The 17871-nt window shown below is 38.0% G+C and carries 19 protein-coding genes and 3 pseudogenes; 16 read left to right on the top strand and 6 right to left on the bottom strand.

The features are described from left to right. Nucleotides 1–189: 189 nt before the first annotated feature. From AR334_RS28085 to AR334_RS28075, 5 genes and pseudogenes are all read left to right on the top strand, one after another. Nucleotides 190–1113 (top strand): alpha/beta fold hydrolase, encoded by a 924-nt coding sequence (locus AR334_RS28085; protein ID WP_367576381.1) that lies wholly within the window; start codon nt 190–192, stop codon nt 1111–1113. A 500-nt stretch (nt 1114–1613) separates the two neighbouring features. Continuing rightward, a complete protein-coding gene (locus AR334_RS30505) occupies nt 1614–1751 on the top strand; it encodes an alpha/beta fold hydrolase (RefSeq protein WP_253701387.1) in 138 nt (45 codons plus the stop codon). Nucleotides 1752–1875: 124 nt separating this feature from the next. Further along, nucleotides 1876–2289 (top strand): alpha/beta fold hydrolase, encoded by a 414-nt coding sequence (locus tag AR334_RS30500; protein ID WP_066322008.1) that lies wholly within the window; start codon nt 1876–1878, stop codon nt 2287–2289. A 669-nt stretch (nt 2290–2958) separates the two neighbouring features. Next, nucleotides 2959–3153 (top strand): annotated as a pseudogene (locus tag AR334_RS30495) (DinB family protein); the annotation flags it as partial. Nucleotides 3154–3407: 254 nt separating this feature from the next. Further along, nucleotides 3408–3848, top strand: coding sequence for a cell wall hydrolase (locus AR334_RS28075; protein ID WP_066322001.1), 441 nt, complete (start codon nt 3408–3410; stop codon nt 3846–3848). A 131-nt stretch (nt 3849–3979) separates the two neighbouring features. Here the strand turns inward: AR334_RS28075 and AR334_RS28070 are convergent, their stop codons facing one another. Then, the gene (locus AR334_RS28070) at nt 3980–4438 is read right to left on the bottom strand and encodes a CBO0543 family protein (RefSeq protein WP_253701386.1); all 459 of its coding nucleotides are present in this window, start codon (nt 4436–4438) and stop codon (nt 3980–3982) included. A 303-nt stretch (nt 4439–4741) separates the two neighbouring features. Here AR334_RS28070 and AR334_RS28065 point away from each other — a divergent pair, with 303 nt between their 5' ends. Then, complete coding sequence (locus AR334_RS28065) at nt 4742–6247, top strand: phospholipase D-like domain-containing protein (protein ID WP_066321996.1); 1506 nt, start codon at nt 4742–4744, stop codon at nt 6245–6247. Between the two features lie 93 nt (nt 6248–6340). Here the strand turns inward: AR334_RS28065 and AR334_RS28060 are convergent, their stop codons facing one another. The 3 genes from AR334_RS28060 to AR334_RS29240 form a co-directional block, all read right to left on the bottom strand. Further along, on the bottom strand, nt 6341–8773 hold the full coding sequence (locus AR334_RS28060) for a molybdopterin-dependent oxidoreductase (RefSeq protein ID WP_066321990.1): 2433 nt from the start codon (nt 8771–8773) through the stop codon (nt 6341–6343). 47 nt (nt 8774–8820) lie between these two features. Next, the gene (locus AR334_RS28055) at nt 8821–9243 is read right to left on the bottom strand and encodes a hypothetical protein (protein WP_066321982.1); all 423 of its coding nucleotides are present in this window, start codon (nt 9241–9243) and stop codon (nt 8821–8823) included. 425 nt (nt 9244–9668) lie between these two features. Next, complete coding sequence (locus AR334_RS29240) at nt 9669–9989, bottom strand: hypothetical protein (protein WP_253701385.1); 321 nt, start codon at nt 9987–9989, stop codon at nt 9669–9671. Nucleotides 9990–10571: 582 nt separating this feature from the next. Between AR334_RS29240 and AR334_RS28050 the strand changes: the two genes are divergently transcribed. The 8 genes and pseudogenes from AR334_RS28050 to AR334_RS29235 all read left to right on the top strand — a co-directional run. Further along, nucleotides 10572–10778: a DUF1657 domain-containing protein gene (locus AR334_RS28050; RefSeq protein ID WP_066321969.1), complete on the top strand. Its 207-nt coding sequence runs from the start codon at nt 10572–10574 to the stop codon at nt 10776–10778. A 78-nt stretch (nt 10779–10856) separates the two neighbouring features. Further along, a complete protein-coding gene (locus tag AR334_RS28045) occupies nt 10857–11330 on the top strand; it encodes a YhcN/YlaJ family sporulation lipoprotein (protein WP_066321960.1) in 474 nt (157 codons plus the stop codon). Between the two features lie 17 nt (nt 11331–11347). Then, nucleotides 11348–11827 carry a stage V sporulation protein AC gene (gene spoVAC, locus AR334_RS28040; protein WP_066321952.1) on the top strand — a complete coding sequence of 160 codons (480 nt, stop codon included), beginning with the start codon at nt 11348–11350 and terminating at the stop codon, nt 11825–11827. After that, nucleotides 11827–12840 (top strand): stage V sporulation protein AD, encoded by a 1014-nt coding sequence (spoVAD, locus tag AR334_RS28035; protein ID WP_066322165.1) that lies wholly within the window; start codon nt 11827–11829, stop codon nt 12838–12840. Before spoVAC ends, spoVAD begins: the two co-directional genes overlap by 1 nt. Before the next feature lies 1 nt (nt 12841). Next, a complete protein-coding gene (spoVAE, locus tag AR334_RS28030; protein WP_066321951.1) occupies nt 12842–13192 on the top strand; it encodes a stage V sporulation protein AE in 351 nt (116 codons plus the stop codon). A 12-nt stretch (nt 13193–13204) separates the two neighbouring features. Further along, nucleotides 13205–13411: a DUF1657 domain-containing protein gene (locus AR334_RS28025; RefSeq protein ID WP_066321945.1), complete on the top strand. Its 207-nt coding sequence runs from the start codon at nt 13205–13207 to the stop codon at nt 13409–13411. Between the two features lie 29 nt (nt 13412–13440). Beyond that, nucleotides 13441–14301 carry a DUF421 domain-containing protein gene (locus AR334_RS28020; RefSeq protein WP_066321943.1) on the top strand — a complete coding sequence of 287 codons (861 nt, stop codon included), beginning with the start codon at nt 13441–13443 and terminating at the stop codon, nt 14299–14301. 932 nt (nt 14302–15233) lie between these two features. Next, a pseudogene (locus AR334_RS29235) lies at nt 15234–15368 on the top strand (DUF1657 domain-containing protein); the annotation flags it as partial. Nucleotides 15369–15476: 108 nt separating this feature from the next. Here the strand turns inward: AR334_RS29235 and AR334_RS28015 are convergent. Both AR334_RS28015 and AR334_RS28010 read right to left on the bottom strand, forming a co-directional pair. After that, entirely contained in the window at nt 15477–16046 is a 570-nt protein-coding gene (locus AR334_RS28015; protein WP_253701384.1) for a YitT family protein, read from the bottom strand. Between the two features lie 218 nt (nt 16047–16264). Next, complete coding sequence (locus tag AR334_RS28010) at nt 16265–16459, bottom strand: hypothetical protein (RefSeq protein WP_066321941.1); 195 nt, start codon at nt 16457–16459, stop codon at nt 16265–16267. 311 nt (nt 16460–16770) lie between these two features. Between AR334_RS28010 and AR334_RS28005 the strand changes: the two are divergent. Then, nucleotides 16771–17331, top strand: a pseudogene (locus tag AR334_RS28005) (hypothetical protein); the annotation flags it as partial. 55 nt (nt 17332–17386) lie between these two features. Beyond that, nucleotides 17387–17674, top strand: coding sequence for a hypothetical protein (locus AR334_RS28000; protein ID WP_216638046.1), 288 nt, complete (start codon nt 17387–17389; stop codon nt 17672–17674). Nucleotides 17675–17871 lie beyond the last annotated feature (197 nt).

Genomic DNA, 17871 nt, shown 5'->3' with positions numbered 1-17871 from the left:
AAAACAGATATATAAATAAGCAGAAACAATTTATCCGTATTAAGCTTACCGGTGGAAAGGCCCCATTTTTAGAATTGTATAGCAAACTGAATAATCACCATTGTTTAAATCGAATAAGAATCGTAGATGGGGGAATGATAAGCATGCTTTTGTTAGGTATTAATATCAATCATCATTGAGGTGTTCATCATGCCGGTAATGGCTGAAATCGGGAGCGGGCTATTCTATACTATTAAAGGTGAGGGGACACCCCTCATTTTTGTTCACCCCCCGTTACTAACCAGTGCCAATTTCACTTACCAACTCGAAGGCTTGTCATTACAATACAAGGTAATTACTTTTGATTTAAGAGGACATGGACGGAGTGGTTTTTCAAAAGAGCCGATTACCTATCGGATGATTGCCAACGATATCGCGAAGCTCATGGACCATCTTAGTATTGGAAAGGCGGTAATCTGCGGATATTCGACGGGTGGTTCGGTAGTGTTGGAATTTTTGCTGTCTCATAAAAATAGGGCTCTAGGCGGGGTGATTATCAGTGGAATGTCCGAGGTTCGTGATTTTTATAATGAAAAAAGGATTGCTATCGCTAGGCTGCTATCTAAAGCTAAAGCGAAACATCTGCTAGGATTGGCCATTTCATGGGGCAATTCAAATACATTTAAAACAATTACTAAGATGTTTCGGGATGCCGTTAAGGGGGATGCACGAAATATTTCCCAGTATTATCATTATAGTTTGCAATATAATTGTACGGACCAATTACATACTATTAGCTTGCCGGTTTACCTGATTTATGGGAGGAAGGATAAAGCCTTCCATTATTATGCACAGCTTCTCCACGAAAAGCTGCCGCGAAATGAATTAACATTTTTGGAAGAAAAGCACCAAATTCCAACCAAATCACCAGGAATTAAATCAGCTTATTCACCAATTTGTGATGGGGATTCAGGAACACGAGTAGAAAGGGATCACTTCCGACGGTTCGGGGTGATCCCTGTTATGTTTTCAGGTTCGAGATATAAAATACCAAGTACTGTTGCAATCCAAAATGGATTGCTGATTTTTGAAAAAAAAGTCCTTTCACAATTCTTAAGGACTCATAAAAATTAACACCTTATTACTCAGAAACAACCACTGATTAGAAAGCTAGATTATTATTTCTATTCCATGCTTCGCGGCAATCGTAATCAATTTTTCTACTTATTCAGCGTTTGGAGGACCATCAGGGATTGGCGGTAGTTGTTCAGGAACGGGAACACTCAATTCCCTTACAAACTTGTCGAATCCAGCCGGATAAGTGGAAACTAATACTTTGGCCTCTTCAGTCTTTAATGCATAAGTATGTTGAATCCCGCGCGGTGCATAGACATAGGTTCCAGGTGTGGCGTGAATGACCTGGTCCTCAATAAAATACGATACTTCTTCTTCTGTACATAGAAGGTCTCATCTTCTTGAGAATGTATGTGGGGCGGCGGCTCCAGCCCTTTTCGAAGAAAAATGTATAGAATATCTATATCTTTACCGGAAAAACTGGTAGCTTCGTGTATAAACCAGGTTCATATTGCTAAAATTACTAAATGCTGAAATTTTACAAGAAAGAAGTGGTAATTGTGCAAATGAATCAAGGCAACATCCAAATTGGTGAGTATCAATTATTCTGTAGAGTGGCTGGAGCCGGAAACGAAACAGTAGTGTTAATGCATGGGATCCCAACTAATTCCTTTATTTGGATGCCAATTATTCAATAGTTAGCTACTCAGTGTAGAGTGATTGCTCCCGATCTTTTAGGCTACGGACTTTCAGACCGTGTTCCACGTGCGGAATATGAAAAACTCTCTTTGCCTCATCAAGCTGAATATATGATAGGACTGCTTGATTATTTTTGGAATACAAAAAGCCCATTTTGTGGGCCATGACCTTGGGGGAGGAATCGCTCAAATCTTAGCTGTCAAATATCCAGAACGGGTGGCCAGCTTTGTTGTAACGGATGGAGTTACTTTTAGCAATTGGCCACTTGGAAAAGTGATGGCTCTCCGTTACCCTACAGCACCTGAGTTCGAACCTTCTCCAACTTACATCGAAAGATTTTTAAGGACAGGTACTTACCATCAAGAACTGATAACCCCAGAACTCATTTCGGCTTTGGTTGCTCCGTATAATCATTCTGGTGGAGCGGAAGAGTTACAAACAGCTTCGTTTGCTCTAGAACATCACCAAACACAAGATATCGTTCCCGAACTGCCTAACATAAAAGTAAAAGCGTCATTCAATATGGGGACAGCATGATCCCTTCTTACCGGCTTATTGAGGCTACAGGTTAAATGAAACAGTTCCAAATTCCACATTCACCATTATTCCTCAAGCCGGACATTTCTGTATGATCGATAATCCTCTCCTCGTTACAGAAGAATTATACAAACATTTGAATGCAAGTGCATCAATAAATCAAAAAATTACGACAAATAGAGTGTAGGGGTTATGGATTAGCATTAATAGTGGAACCTTACCATAAGTAAATGAGGTTTTTTAGGGCTGGGACATAACTAGCTTCTATAAATGAAAAACGTGAGATCGCGGATAAAAAAAAGCCTGTGAAATTTACCCATCGTAAAATTTCACAGGCTCTTTTGGTTCTAGAGGGGGTTTTGTCCCAGCCGCTTCATTTGTCCTATTTTACACTTGCTCAGTCGTAATCCCTAAGGGTTCATATAATCCAACTCTACCAGTATTTGTAACCTTTATAGCCCTCTCGGGGAGCTTTTCAATCCAACGTAGATCTAACAACCGCATTAGCACAGCATTTCCTAAAGACCCTGCAAGGTGGTAGCGCCTTTCACTCCAATCAAGACACTTTCGGGCAAAATATCGGCGTTTATTTCTTAAAGCAGCAAGGTCAATATCAAAATCATGAAAGAATTTCTCTCCTGTATCCGTTACATGAAAATCAACCCTGAAGAATTTATGAAATACATAAGGTCAATTAGTATATACGATTTAGAAAATGCAGTAATCGACCTTTCTGACGTAGGATATGTAAGAACACTTGGGGATATGTTTTTGCGTATCGATTATCACGAATCTGTTCACACTGGGCAATTGTTAGATTACATGAGAACAATGGGAATCGACCGTCCTAAAATATGGGATTAATCTCTGTTCAATTAATGATTAGTTAGTAAGAAACTAAGAAGCTGTTTTTAGAGTTTTTTGAATTTTTCAATACCCGCAATCGGGTCCGTTTGCCTAAACATCTTTGGAAGGAATTATTCAATGTGAGGAAAACTAAGGTAAAAACTAAGCATTCTTAATAATATGAACAATGACATGAATGTAGGCTTTTTTTCATACTATAAACAATGACATGAATGTAGGCTTTTTTTCATACTATATTTGGGGGTAGAAAAATGCCAAGAGTAAATTACCGAAGTTCAGATGTTGCCTTAATGGCAAGGATGATGAGAGCAGAAGCCGAAGGAGAAGGAAAACAGGGAATGTTATATGTTGGAAATGTAATTGTGAATCGAGTTGTAGCAGAATGTTTAGACTTTAAAGGTTTAAGAACCGTTAACCAAGTTATTTTTCAAGTGCAAGGAGGAAATTTTTCCTTTGAAGCAGTTCAAAAAGGGAATGTATTTTATCAAAGAGCAAGAACTTCTGAAAGAAGATTGGCACAAAAAAATTTGGATTATTGGAGAGAACACCCAGCAAAATATGCTCTTTGGTATTTTAATCCTCATGCTCCATGCCCTCCAACATGGTATGGTCAACCTCATTCTGGTCAATTTAAAGAACATTGTTTTTATGAACCAAAACCTGGAACATGTGATGATGTTTATAGAGGTTAAGCTTACTCTTTGAGTAAGCTTTAGTCTGTCGACAAATCCGAAAAATCTCGGTTGCTTCGGCCCGTTTTTTTTGATTGTAAAATTAGTTGCTGATATTTTATGACGAAAAAAGGTGCCTGGCACCTTTTTTTTCACGACTTAGAAACAGAAACCCATTTTAAAATAAGTGCTCTAATTCCAAGTCCAATAAGAATGTAATATAAGAAGGAATACATGTAATTCCATTTAATATAACAAACAAGGTTAATCCAATTGCATAAGGGTTCCCCGATAAAAGCATATACAAAAGCCATGACAATTTGGGCTGAAATAAATGATTTCCATGTTCGGTTATATTGGAAAAGCAACATATAGGCAACAGGTACCAACGAAACATCAAACGGAAATGCACTTGGAATTACGGGCAGAAATTCAATAGGATATTCCCAAAATGAAAATTGCAACCCTATTGTGTCCAATAAAATTGTGATCACCATGACAATAACTCCAAACAGTATGGATTCTACTAGCCATTCTCGTTTCTTTGTGTATAACCACAAAATCCAAGGTGAAATGAAGAAGGACAACAACAGCCACCATTCCCATGTCAAAAATTCATACTCCAACCACCCCGTCGCATCCATCTCAAATAATTTGTCTTCCAACAATCGGACTTTCTCAACATTTTCATGGCGAGTGCTTACTATAATCACCTCAATAGAGAATATTAATATTACTAAATTTTTTAGCCTTTTGGGGATAATGTATTCCTTAAGTGGGACTTTGCTATTTTCTCACGGATCTGGCGACCCATTACAACTTTTTTCTTATGCCGCTAAATTTTTTTTCAAGATACTTATAAACAGGTTAGCATTTGTACATTTTAAAAGAGAAAAAAGGAAGGGGCTTTTCTATTGGTATGGATTTTTGGACTATACTTATTAAATACTGGTTTTATGATCATTATGGCTATTCGTGAGGTTCGGCGACCAGCAGTCGCGTTAAATTGGATAGCCATTAGTTTAATATTCCCTGTGATTGGTTTTGGGCTCTATCTGATTACATCTAATCCCATACGTATGAATGGTGGTCAAAAGCCGGCCTCTACTTCTAACAAATCAGAAAAATTGCCTGATTCGTATAGCCACTCAGCAAAAGTAATCGCACAAGCATTGAACCACATGAGCGTGGGAGGATTAAGGTCTGGTCAAATACAAGTGCTAATAAATGGAATGAAAACGTATGAAAGACTTATGGAATCTATAAAGAACGCCAAAAAAACGATTGACCTGGAATATTACATATATAAAGCCGACCAAATTGGAAGGCGTATGACGGACCTGCTGATCGAACGATCAATGGACGGTGTGCACATCCGCTTTATTAGGGACGGTTGGGGGAGCCGGAAATTATCCAGAACTGAGATTTCCCGGATGATGGATGCGGGGATCGAGTTCAGGACCATTTTTCCTTTACGTCCCCCTTGGATATTTTTAGCCCTGAATAATCGAGATCATTGCAAGATCGCCCTAATCGACGGTAGGGAAGCTTTTACCGGCGGGATTAATATTGGGGATGAATATGCGGGATTAAAGCCAAATGCAGGGTTCTGGCGTGATACTCATGTAAGAATAGCTGGTGAAGCATCATCTGATTTGAAAAATATCTTCGAACACCATTGGAATATCGCTTCGCCAGAACAAATAAAGTCAGTATTCAGAAGCAAAACAAAGCCAGGAAAAGATGGTTCCCCAATCCCTGCTACAACCAGCTTACCAAAACCATTTACCATGATGGCAGAATGGAGCAACGAGTTGGCAACTATTCAAGAAGCACACGCGCATAAAGATCCGGGCAGTGAGAAAATGAACCAAGCCTATGTACAAACAGTTGAAGGTAATCCTGGGATTCCTACGCCTTTTATTAGGGAAGCCTACTTTATTGGAATAACACAAGCCACAAAAACCATTGATATCACTACACCCTACTTTGTGCCAGATCAAGATATCATTATGGGACTAAAGACGGCAGTGGCACGTGAAGTACGTGTAAGATTGCTGGTTCCCCGGGAAGTCGATCAAAAAATCGTAGACCGTGCAAGCTTTACTTATTATGGGGAGTTGTTGGAAGCGGGGGTTCATATCTACTTATATAACAAAGGAATGCTCCACGCGAAGACAATGGTTATCGATGGGGAAATTGCGGAAGTAGGAGCAGCAAACTACGATATGAGAAGTTTTCGCTTAAATTACGAAGTGAGTGAATTTTTTTACAGTAAAGACGTGGCAAAAGAACTTACACAGCAATTTGAACAGGATTTAAATGATTCTGTCCCTTTGAAAATGGAGGATATAAAGCAGCGCTATCCTTCACAGCGTTTAATGCAGCGGGGTGCCCGTCTCCTTTTTCCGTTGCTATAGCCATCAACATCTGAAGAAGGTTTTCTACTATAAAACACTTTCAAAAAAGCCCTCAGGTAATCTAAAACTGAGGGCCTATTTGAACAATTATGTTTAAAACGAGCCATTCTTTAACTCTGGTAAATACGGTGGTATTGGTACATTAATGGTTGATGCCGGTATCTCAAGGATCTTTCCAATTTGAATATCGTAGGGTGAAATGAATGCGTTGGCTTTCTGTAGATGTTCAACGGATATGCCATATTGATTAGCCAGCGATTGTAAAGTATCTTTTTCAGTTACGGTATGCTGGGTACGCAACTTTTCGATTTTACATGCTGATTGCTTAAATGTTGGCTGTTTGGATAGTGGATCGGTAAAATCCGCTGTTAACTCATTTGCGGCTTCCCGTCTTTCCCAACTGCCAAAATGAAAGGGAACAAATACTAGTCCTTTTTGTACCACATTGCCAATTCTAGCAGGAACTTCAATCCATCCACGTGGGGACGAGATACGTATAAGTTCTCCGGGAAGAAGAGAAAGTAACTTTGCATCTGCCTCATTGATTTCCGCATATCCCCGGGGAGCAGCTACATGCAAAAGAGGTGATCGAGCCGTCTTTGTCCTAGTATGCCAATGCCAAACAAGTCGTCCTGTTGTCAGCCACATTGGATACTCTTTTGTTGGCTGTTCAGCAGGTGGCAAATAGGTGATTGGATAAAGGATTGCCCGGCCATTTGGATTTTTCCTTTGATATTCTTTTTTTGTTAAAGGCCGTCCGGTAAATGGATGTTTCGTAAAACTCTGGGTATATTCTGTTTCTGTAGGAAATTTAAAATCAGTATATAGTCTGGTTGTACCTTCAGGATGCTCTTCATTTACCGGCCAGCGAAGGCCATTATGCTGTTCTAACTTATCGTAAGTGATCCCGGTCATTTCACAAGGACGGCCACGAGAGACATTTTTCCACTCTTCAAAGCATTCTTCTGGTGTTGTGTAAGCAATTAACGGATTTCCATCACGATCCTTTAAGCCCATCCGTTTTGCAAAATCTAACAAAATTTCAAAATCAGTTCTTACTCCTTCCGGAGGGTTTACGGCTTTTCTTAATAAATTTACCGTTCGATCTGTATTCTCCATAACTCCCTCTTTTTCCCCCCATAAAGCAGTTGGCAGCACAACATCCGCGACGGTCGCTGTCTCAGTTAAAAAGGGATCCTGAACTACAACGAATGTTTTATCAAATGCAGCTTTAGCCCGCCGTCTATTCGGAAGAGAAACCATGGGATTGGTCCCGATATTCCAAAAGAAGCCGATTTGGCCCATTTCCATCATATCAATTTGTTCCTCAATACCCTTTTCCGGTCCCACTGGAAGTTTTGCTTCATCTACATTCCATAGCCTTGCCATCTCTTGTATATGTGACGGATTGGCCGAGTTCCGCTGAGCTGGAAAAGTTCCCACTCCGCCTGCTGTCCGGTTGGAGGATGAGCTTGGCTGTCCTGCCATATGGAGTGGTCCGCAGCCTGGCTTGCCAATTAACCCTCTAATCAAATGCAAATTATTGATGGCGACACAAGCTGTTGTCGCATCAGCGCTTTGATAGATTCCTTGCAGAGTGGTGGTGATTAGTGATGGAGTTTTCCCCAGCTGTGCTGCCACAAGCAGGAGTAAGTCGATAGGTACTCCCGTTACTTCAGACGTTTTCTCCGGGGTCCAATTCGTTACGGATTCCTTCATTTCTTGAAACCCAATTGTATGATGATCAATAAAGTTTTGATCAATCCAGCCATTTCTTAAAATCAGATGAAGGATTCCGTTTAAAAGTGCCACATTTGTTCCAGGATAAAGCTGAAGATGGATGTCCGCGGCCTTTGCTGTCAGTGTTCTTCTAGGGTCAACAGTGATAATGAACGGTTTTCCTGTTTTTTTCTTACGGCTCATTATCCGTTCAAACATCACGGTACCCGTTTCAGCTACATTGTGTCCAAACAACATGAGCGTTTCAGTTTCGTCTACATCATCAAGGGAAGTTGGGCTGCCATCTGCACCAAACGATTGTAGTAAGCAGAATTCGGTGGTAGCTGTACAAAGCCGAGTATTGGCATCTAGTAAATGAGTTTGCAAGCCGGCCCTGCCGATCTTTGCGATTGTATAGTAATCCTCTAAGAGACCTTGTCCGGTTGAATAAATGGCTATGCTATTTGACCCTCTCTGTTTTAGAGAATCGGTCGCTTTTTTTACCATTAAATTCATCGCCTCATCCCATGTTGCAGGAACCAACTTTCCGGAAGAATCACGGATCATGGGAGTTAACAGGCGATCAGGGCTGTTATTGGCATACCACTGATTTTCCCCTTTGGGGCCAAGTCTGCCTCTGTTAATGGGGTGGGCACTGTTTCCCTTGATTCCGACTATCTTCTCATCTTTCACGGCTATATAGCAGCCGCAGCCGATTGAGCATATATTACAGGTACTGTACACCCACTTATCAATATCTCCCTGGCTGTACACATTTATATCGGTTCTTTCCGTTTCCCAGGACATTGAACTTCCTCCCTTGGATAGTAGTTTTGAGAAAAAAGATTATGCTGTTAGCGAAGGGCAGATATGTAAAAAGATGGAATGATATATTTTGTTTGCTTAGCCCCATAAATCCTTTCCAATTCGGCAGCTGAGTGTTCAAGGTTGGTCTTTATCTCCTGGAATAACGGCTCCAAATTTCTTGCTGATTCCAGGTACGGAAGATTCATCCATTCAACTGCTCTTTTCCATGCTCGAAATGTAGGGTGGGCTATTTCATTATCATGATAAATAATAGACAGAAATTCTGACATGTTCTTTAGTTCGGCCCCATCATTTGAAAGCTCTTGCATTAATTTTTTAATCATTTCCAGTTGCTCTCTCAAAATAGTTTGAAGCAAAATCGCAATCGGGTGATCAGAATTTTCAATTTCCTTTATTGCTTTTTCAGTTTGGTTTTGAAGATCTGAATATAACTCCTTCAGTTGTAACAATAAATTTCCTCTCTTTCATAAATAATTGCAATGCTCGCGGGCAGCGCTCACATTCTTTACTAAATTTCCCAATCATTTGAGGAATATACTTTAGATGGAACCACTTTCCTCCATTAAATGTGAGAAGTTAGGTAATTTTTTTTAGTCGGTGTAGCCGTAAAAATTTGATGTATCCCTTTTAATGGATACGAAAAACCCTTAGATCATTTAAATCTAAGGGCTTAACAACACTATTAGTTTAGCGAACTTTTTTTTCCTCATAAAACTCCTCCGAAATATAACCAAATAATTTTAAAATACCCATCAAAAATAGACTTATGTAATTTTAAAAAATTCATCATCGAGCCTTGATACAGAAACACCGTTTGGGGAACAAACGGTGTTTAATTTTATTCATCATTATTATCTGGGTCATTTACATCATGCTAAAAAAAGATATAGGGATAATACGGATAATAAAAATAAGGATAAGCATAAGCATACCAAAAACCATATGGTCGTAATAACAAACCCGTTAACATGCCACCTAATAAACCGCCTAATAATCCGCTTAGAAATGGGTTAGCCCAATATGGTCCCCAAAAGAAGGGTCTAAAGGGGAATGGCCTAAAAAAGGGCCTAAAGGGGAAAGGTCTAATAAAGGGTCTAAAGAAAAATGGCCTTATACCCCAAATCCTTTGGTCTAAATTTTCAACCTGATTATTTTCCTGAGATAAATTGTAATCATATTGCGGTTCTGGATTCATGAAAAGCACCTTCATTTCATTTTTAATCCAGAATATGCATTTACCTATTTTTATTCTTGGGTTAATATCCCTAATTTAAAATGAAAGAGATACACGGTAAAAAAGAACTATGAAGGCAGAAGGAAATTAAAACGTTGTATACCTATAATGAATTATAAATAAATACTGAGGTTGATACCGGGGATAGGAAAATTTTTAGAATTGAGAATAAAACATTTTATTCGAAGAATAATACTTTTGTACTAAATCATAAACGGGAGGAATGGCATGGCAAATCAAATTGATTACTAACCAAATTAAAGCAAAGCAGAGGCAACATCTATGTTTAATGATGTTCACTAAAGGGAACGGTGAAAAAAATTTGAGATGAGACACATTACCCAAAAAGATGATTCATCGCAATCCTATAATCGTCACCAAATAGAAGAACTGATGGGGATCTGGAAACGAGGTTACTACAGAAAAAATCGTGCTATTCGCCAAAAGTAATTTTAGGTCTATATTCCCAAAAAGAATTTGCCAAAGAAGAAAATTCTGATTTGACAATCTAAAAAGGTAAAAAAATTCAAGGAGGATTTCATCATGACAGTGATTACTCAAGTAAAACAGACATTAGCAGGATTAAAAAGTGCACAAGCAAGTTTCGAAACATTTGCTCTAGGTACAGATAATCAACAGGCAAAGCAACTTTACCAAGATGCTGCTAAACAAACCCAATCTGTTATTGACACCCTAGAACCACGAATTCAACAAATCGAACAAGAAGAACCTCAATACAAACAACAATAATGAGTAAGAAAAAAAGGTTGGTTGGGAGGCCAACCTTTTTTACGCGCCTTAAATAATGGGAAAAACGGAGATGGTTTCATGAAAGACAAAAAAACCAAAATGAAAATTTTTCTTTCCATTTTAGCCGTGATTGGGTTTGGAACAGGATGTAACAATAATCAAAATCAATTAGAGAAGGATAACAATGATTTAGGTGTTTCACTGGTACATACGACTAAACCCATCGATCAATCAGTTGCCAATAGGGCTAAAGAAAAAATTATTGCCAAAGAAGAAATTTCAGATGTAAAGGCTGTGAATACAGAAAAAGAGCTTTTTGCAGCAATAAAAGTTGATAATTTTGATCGCTTTCGATTAAAGAAAATTGAGAAGTCAATAAAATCCGACTTGGAAAAAATGTACCCAAACCATGAAATAATTGTTTCCACAGATAAAAAAATGATTTGGGAATTGGAACAATTAGAACAGAAACTTCAAAAAGGCAACACAGATAAGAAGAGCTTAAAAAAAGATTTAAATAAAATTAAAAATCTAATGAAAGAGAAAACTTAAAGAGAAAGGGGCAAGCTATGTCAAATAATCAAAAGAAACAACTAACCCCGGTGCAACAAGAATATCAAAAATTGCAAAAAAATCGAGAAATCGACAGACCCGTTTTTAAAAATTGTATAAAGGCCTTTATAACAGGTGGTCTGATTTGTCTTATTGGCCAGGTTATTCAAGACTTCTTTATTTATTATTTTGATTTTACAGACCAAACGGCTGGAAATCCAACTGTGGGTACATTAATTTTTATTGCTATGCTTCTTACCGGTTTTGGGGTTTATGACCGAATTGCTCAATTTGGAGGAGCTGGTTCAGCAGTTCCAGTTACCGGTTTTGGCAATGCTGTCATTTCAGCTGCTATTGAACATCGAACCGAAGGGTTTGTATTAGGAGTCGGAGGTAATATGTTTAAATTAGCTGGGGCTGTTATATTATTTGGTGTTTTTTCTGCGTTTGTTATTGCATTAGTAAAGACAATTCTAATTAGGTGGGGTGGTTTATGATACTCGCAGGTCATCGTACATGGATCTTCGAACAAAAACCCGTCATACTTTCTACTGGAACAGTTGGTGGACCATTTGAAGCAAACGGAGCAATCGCAGAAGATTTCGATCTCCTTCATGCTGATTTATGGCTTGGACAGGATTCCTATGAAAAGGCGCATAAAATCCTTTTTGAAGAGGCCTGTAAAAAAGCCATGGAAAAAGGGGGCATCCAAAAGGATCAAGTTCAATTTATCCTAGCTGGGGACCTAATCAATCAGATCACCCCAACAAGTTTCGCTAGTCGAACAATTGGAGCCCCGTATTTTGGTTTATTCGGTGCTTGCTCTACCTCGATGGAAGGACTGGCTCTAGGTGCTTATATTGTAAATACAAAAGGAGCGAAATATTTGTTAACAGGAGCATCCAGCCATGATGCAGCTGTTGAAAAACAATTTCGTTATCCAACTGAATACGGCGGTCAAAAACCCCCTACTGCACAATGGACCGTCACTGGGGCTGGTGCGGCTCTTTTAAGTGATTCTGGGGAAGGACCGTGTGTCACCTCTGCCACCATTGGCCGTGTGATTGATATGGGTTTGACAGATCCATTTAATATGGGAGGAGCTATGGCGCCAGCTGCGGTTGATACCATTGAAGCCCATTTAAAGGAACGAAATGTTGAGCCATCTTATTACGATTTAATTGTAACCGGGGACCTGGGCCAGATTGGACAGGAAGTTTCAATGGACCTATTTAAAAAGCACGGAACTCCTATTAGTGAAGAACGATACCAAGATTGTGGTCTTATGATTTATCGGGAGGGACAACCTGTTTTAGCTGGGGCAAGTGGTGCAGGCTGTTCAGCAACAGTGGTATATGGCCATCTGTTAAACCGGATGAAAAAAGGTGAATTTAAACGAATGTTAATCGTGGCTACAGGTGCTTTGCTTTCACCGTTATCCTTTCAGCAAAACGAAACCATTCCCTGCATTGCTCATGCGGTTTCAATTGAATATGGAGGTGAACAATAAGATGATCTATTTTTGGGCTTTTGTCATAGGCGGTATCATTTGTGTCATTGGTCAAATTATGTTTGATGTGTTTAAACTTACACCAGGGCACACGTTAAGTACCCTTGTAGTGATTGGTGCCCTTTTAGATGGGATTGGATTATATGAGCCCTTAATTGATTTTGCCGGGGCGGGAGCTACAGTGCCTATTACAAGTTTTGGAAATTCACTTGTACATGGGGCCATGCAAGAAGCTGAACAACATGGACTAGTTGGACTTATTACAGGTATTTTTGAAGTCACGAGTGCGGGTATTTCTGCTTCTATTATCTTCGGTTTTATAGGTGCCTTGATATTTAAACCAAAAGGATAAGGAGAATATTAAATGACAATCGCATCAGATGTAAAACAGTCACTTGCCAGCCTTAAAGGTGTAGAAGCCAGTCTTTCAAGTTTAGCATTACGAACTCTGGATTTTGAATCGAAACGTACACTACATGAAACTATGATGATTTTACATGAGGTAGTAACGGATTTAAAAAAACGAATAGGCGAAATTGAGCATGAGGAATTTCAGTACAAAGGTTTTTAGCAAATTATATTTACAGGGGGTATCAAGCAGTGCCTGAATGGTTAGATATAGCTTTACGGTCAGCATTATTTGTTGTGGTTTTATTTATCATTACAAAGTGGTTAGGGAAAAAGCAAATTTCTGAACTATCTTTCTTCGAATATGTCACCGGTATTTCAATTGGAAGTATTGGTGCAGAAGTAGCTATGGGACTTGAACGGAGTATTTTTCACGGTGTCATTGGAATTGTCATCTTTGCTGCTATCCCCTTTTTCGCTGGTTTAATTTCCTTAAAAAGCAAAGGTTTTCGTAATTTTATAGAAGGGAAAGCAACTGTATTTATCAAAGATGGAAAAATCATGGAAGATAATTTAAAAAAAGAAAGATACACGATAGATGAATTATTAGCATTACTTCGTAAGAAGGATGTCTATCAGGTAGCTGATGTCGAATTCGCTGTATTAGAGGCAACAGGAGATTTATCCGTTATGTTAAAAAAGGAGAACCAACCTTTAACAGCAAAAGCCTTAAACTTATCAGTCCCTTCCGTCAAAGAGCCTCAAACTGTCATTATGGATGGTGTGATCATGGATGAACCACTAGCTACAATTGGAAGAAGTCGCGCATGGTTACATACAGAGTTAGATAAATTAGGGGTTACGGTTGAAAATGTATTTCTTGGACAAATTAATTCTTTTGGAGAGTTAATGGTTGACCTTTTCGATGATAAGTTGCAAGTTGCGTCCCCCCAAGAAAGACCTTTAATTCTTTCAACTCTAAAAAAATGCCAAGCTGACTTAGAGTTGTTTGCTCTTGGAACTGAATCAAAGGAGGCCAAACAAATGTATAAGTTAAACAGTCAAAAATTACAAGAAGCTATTGATAAAGTGACCCCTATTTTAAAAGCTTGAAATTATAAAAATACATTGATTTTTCAAATTTCCAAAAAAATGAACAACATATATGGGTTAATAACTTTATTAAGTATTGCCCTTATCCTGCATTATGATTATCGCTTTCCAACAGGATTAGGTTTGTTTCTTTTGAGTCTTCCTTTATTTATATTTGCATGGTTCCATAAACGAACATTTTTTATTTTCTTAATTGATATCTAATTGTAACAGCAGCGTTTAATATGTAGGATAAAAAGCATTCCTTTTTTCCTGCATGATAATTTGTATTATTGGAATGATTACTTCCTTGATTGTTAATCCTAGACTTACTGAGGATAACTAAAATAACAAAAAACGATTAAAAGTAAAAATGATATAGAATAAAGTGGAATAGACACTATTCTATATCATTTTTGCCTTTTTATATGTTTAATTGAAAATTTCGTTCAAAAAGAAACCGCTTTCTCGAGACGCGGTCAAAAACAAAGCCAATGATCCCGAACTAAGCGAATGGGATCGCTTTCCTTGACGATGGTTCATCTTAAAAACTTTGCATAACTTGTTACAGTCCTAGGACTAAACGAACTAAAATTCATAAAAAAGAAGTTTAGTTTGTTCTTCTAAGATTTCAGGATAGCATCTAGGGCAATAATATTTACGCTGGTCAGTACGAAGCCAATCATTAGGTAACAGTGATAGTTGATTTATCCAAAAATAGTTTTCACAAGAGGTGCAAATTTCCCTATTCATAGTAAAAAACAACTCCCTTTATGATTTTAACTTTCTAAATATTCAAAGCTATACTATGCTCCCTTAATGATCAAGGTCTAGACATTTACCTATATAAAGCGCAGAGTTTTTTCTAATTTCGATGGCCATGAAAAAGACTTGCTTTAAATAACAGAGGAACAAACAAAATCGACTAGGCATTCGTCCTGGACGATTTTGTTTCTCTTGGTACAAACAATCAACAAGCCAAACAGCTCTACCAAGATGCCGCTAAACAAACCCAATCCGTTAGCAATAATGTAGAACCACGTGTTCAACAAATTGAACAAGAAGAACCTCAATACAAACAACAATAATGAGTATGGCGAAAAGGTTGGTTGAGAGACCAACCTTTTTTAAGCATTTCATTACTGGTAAAACATGGAGGGAATTTAATAAAGGTTAGCTTTTGGTCCCATAAAAGATTATTTTCCTTTAATTAAGGATGTTATGAAACCCACAGCGATAATAGCTATACATGAATAAAGGAAGGCATCTAATTTTAATAAAGCCAGACCTGCCAACACAATAATTCCATCTATCAGTATAATTACAAGTGCAATATTTAACGAAAAAGTTTCGGAAATAATTTCAGCTAGTAAGTCAGTTCCTCCAGTGCTTGTTTTATATCGCAGCATTAGACCAACTCCAACTCCAATTATTGCACCTCCAATTAGTGCACTTGCAAGTTGGGGAATAAAAAATTGAAAACGAATAGGAGCAAGTAAATCAATAAATAAGGACGAAACCAATAAGCCTTGCAAACTACTAAAAAAATACTCTTTTTTATTTAATGAGGAAAATATACAAATAGGGATACTCAACCCCACCATTATAATACCAGTTGGAAATTTAAAAAAATAATGGAGTAATAGTGCGATTCCAACAATTCCACCGTCTATTAAATGATGAGGAACTAGGAACCCATTCACACCAACTCCTAATAACAGACTTCCAATAAGAGTAGCAATTAATTTCTGAAAAATAACAATCACCTTGTCTCATCTCATTTTAATCTAATAATATGTCGGGAATTTAAGGTTAAGAATGAGGTAAGAATGGCACAGGTAAATTTTATGATATTAAATTAATTTATAAAATGCTTAGGAACCAGCCTTCGTGGAGAGGATGGCCGATGAAACGAGAAGCTCTTTCAATTTATTGGAGAGGTTCACGGCTCACCGGTTCATTTACCGAAATTTCATTTGGCTTCTTATCCTGCTTGATTCATTGCTTTATGAATGATTTCTACCATAAAGGGATCTCGATTTTCCAAATCATGAAGTGTTACAGTTCCATTCATTAAACTGTCGCAAATCTCATTTATATCTTCTTGAACTGATACAGGAACTGGGTTCCATGTAAACCTTTTTTGAAGTTCATTAGCTACTTTTGTTTCTTGATTCAATAAAACCACAGCCTTTCGAAGTTATTCCATTTAGTATGGGTTATTAAATGTTTTTTATTCATTAGGGGTGGTAGAAACAGTTATCAAAGAGAGCGACCATCAATAAGATGGTCTGTTTTTATTTCTACTGATATCTGTATAACGGTAAATTCCATAAATGACAATAAATTTCCAATGATTAAAACGAAGCAATGTCTTACAATTATATTACACGTAATATTATATATAAGAAAAATCTATAAATATTTTTATTATAACCCAGATTAATATAGTAAAATTATAGTAATTGACTTATATAAAAGAGGTGCACTATGCAACAAAAATGGTATCAAAAATCGTGGGGAATAATTTTATTACTCCTTTCACTACTTATTGTATTTACTGGTTGTTCACAACAAAATAATACAGACATCAAAGAAAATAAAACGCAAGAAGTAAACAAAAACGTTGAAGCCGAAAAAACGACTAGTGAAAGCGAAGATGTTCCTGCCACTAGTACACCGACGGTCGCAAGTGTTAACGGTGACTTTGACTACAGTAAATATGCGCTAATTGAAGTAGACGGCGGCGATATGTCAGGTTCTAGAAAGCCGAATGTCAGAGTGGATATCGGGTTTGGCGACAGGGAATATTGGGCTTTTACAAATGAATACGGACAATTAATTCGTGTTGAGGCAAAAAATATCACACTCCAAAATGATAATACGGAACCTGTTACATCTTCTGGGAGATACTATTCTGATGAAGCAAGGGTTCCTGGGACTGAACGTTCAGATTTAAATCAAGGACATGTGATTGCCGACTCGCTTGGGGGGGTATCAAACGCTTATAATATTACACCTCAGGACAGCATTCTCAATCGGCACGGTGATGGGAAACGGTGACACAAAGGTTTCTTTAATTGATACAAGGGATATTGGAAGGGCGATGGAATGGCTAGGAACATATAAAAAAGCAAAAGACGATAATGGGGTTTATTTACTTAAAGGGTTTGATACAACTTGGTACGATTTAATGAAAGAAATCGAGCGAGTATCTGGTAAGGACGCAAAAATTGTCCAATTACCGATAACTGAACGATCCATTATGGTAAAAAATTTCACAGTAAATAGAATCTGGGATGATAACAAAATAAAAAAGTTAGGGTTTACTACAAAGTACACTTTAACGGATGCCGTGGAATCCTCAGTGGGGGATCTCCTAATTAATATTTAACAACAAATGGGTTGTTTCCGGCAGTCCTTTTTCATCACCGGTATTACTTTAAGATCCGGCTGCCATTACGGTGGCCATTTTTTATTGAACTAACGAAGCAGGTGTGCGGCCGAGCCTAGGTCGTATCATATAGCGGGTGGGATTCCCGTCGAGTAAGAACTAGCCATTCGCTCGTAGCGAGTCTTGGAGGGCTAAAG

It is taken from the genome of Bacillus sp. FJAT-29814, assembly GCF_001510715.1.
Classification (GTDB): Bacteria; Bacillota; Bacilli; order Bacillales; family Cytobacillaceae; genus Neobacillus.
Note: the sequence above shows the minus strand (reverse complement) of the source record. Positions and strands in the feature narration are given on the sequence as shown.

Excerpts from the sequence above, each read along its gene's own strand:
- AR334_RS28085 (WP_367576381.1), top strand. The coding sequence starts at position 190 with ATGCCGGTAATGGCTGAAATCGGGAGCGGGCTATTCTATACTATTAAA.
- AR334_RS28075 (WP_066322001.1), top strand. The coding sequence starts at position 3,408 with ATGCCAAGAGTAAATTACCGAAGTTCAGATGTTGCCTTAATGGCAAGG.
- AR334_RS28060 (WP_066321990.1), bottom strand. The coding sequence starts at position 8,773 with ATGTCCTGGGAAACGGAAAGAACCGATATAAATGTGTACAGCCAGGGA.
- AR334_RS29240 (WP_253701385.1), bottom strand. The coding sequence starts at position 9,989 with ATGAATCCAGAACCGCAATATGATTACAATTTATCTCAGGAAAATAAT.
- AR334_RS28050 (WP_066321969.1), top strand. The coding sequence starts at position 10,572 with ATGACAGTGATTACTCAAGTAAAACAGACATTAGCAGGATTAAAAAGT.
- AR334_RS28045 (WP_066321960.1), top strand. The coding sequence starts at position 10,857 with ATGAAAGACAAAAAAACCAAAATGAAAATTTTTCTTTCCATTTTAGCC.
- spoVAC (WP_066321952.1), top strand. The coding sequence starts at position 11,348 with ATGTCAAATAATCAAAAGAAACAACTAACCCCGGTGCAACAAGAATAT.
- spoVAE (WP_066321951.1), top strand. The coding sequence starts at position 12,842 with ATGATCTATTTTTGGGCTTTTGTCATAGGCGGTATCATTTGTGTCATT.
- AR334_RS28025 (WP_066321945.1), top strand. The coding sequence starts at position 13,205 with ATGACAATCGCATCAGATGTAAAACAGTCACTTGCCAGCCTTAAAGGT.
- AR334_RS28000 (WP_216638046.1), top strand. The coding sequence starts at position 17,387 with ATGGAATGGCTAGGAACATATAAAAAAGCAAAAGACGATAATGGGGTT.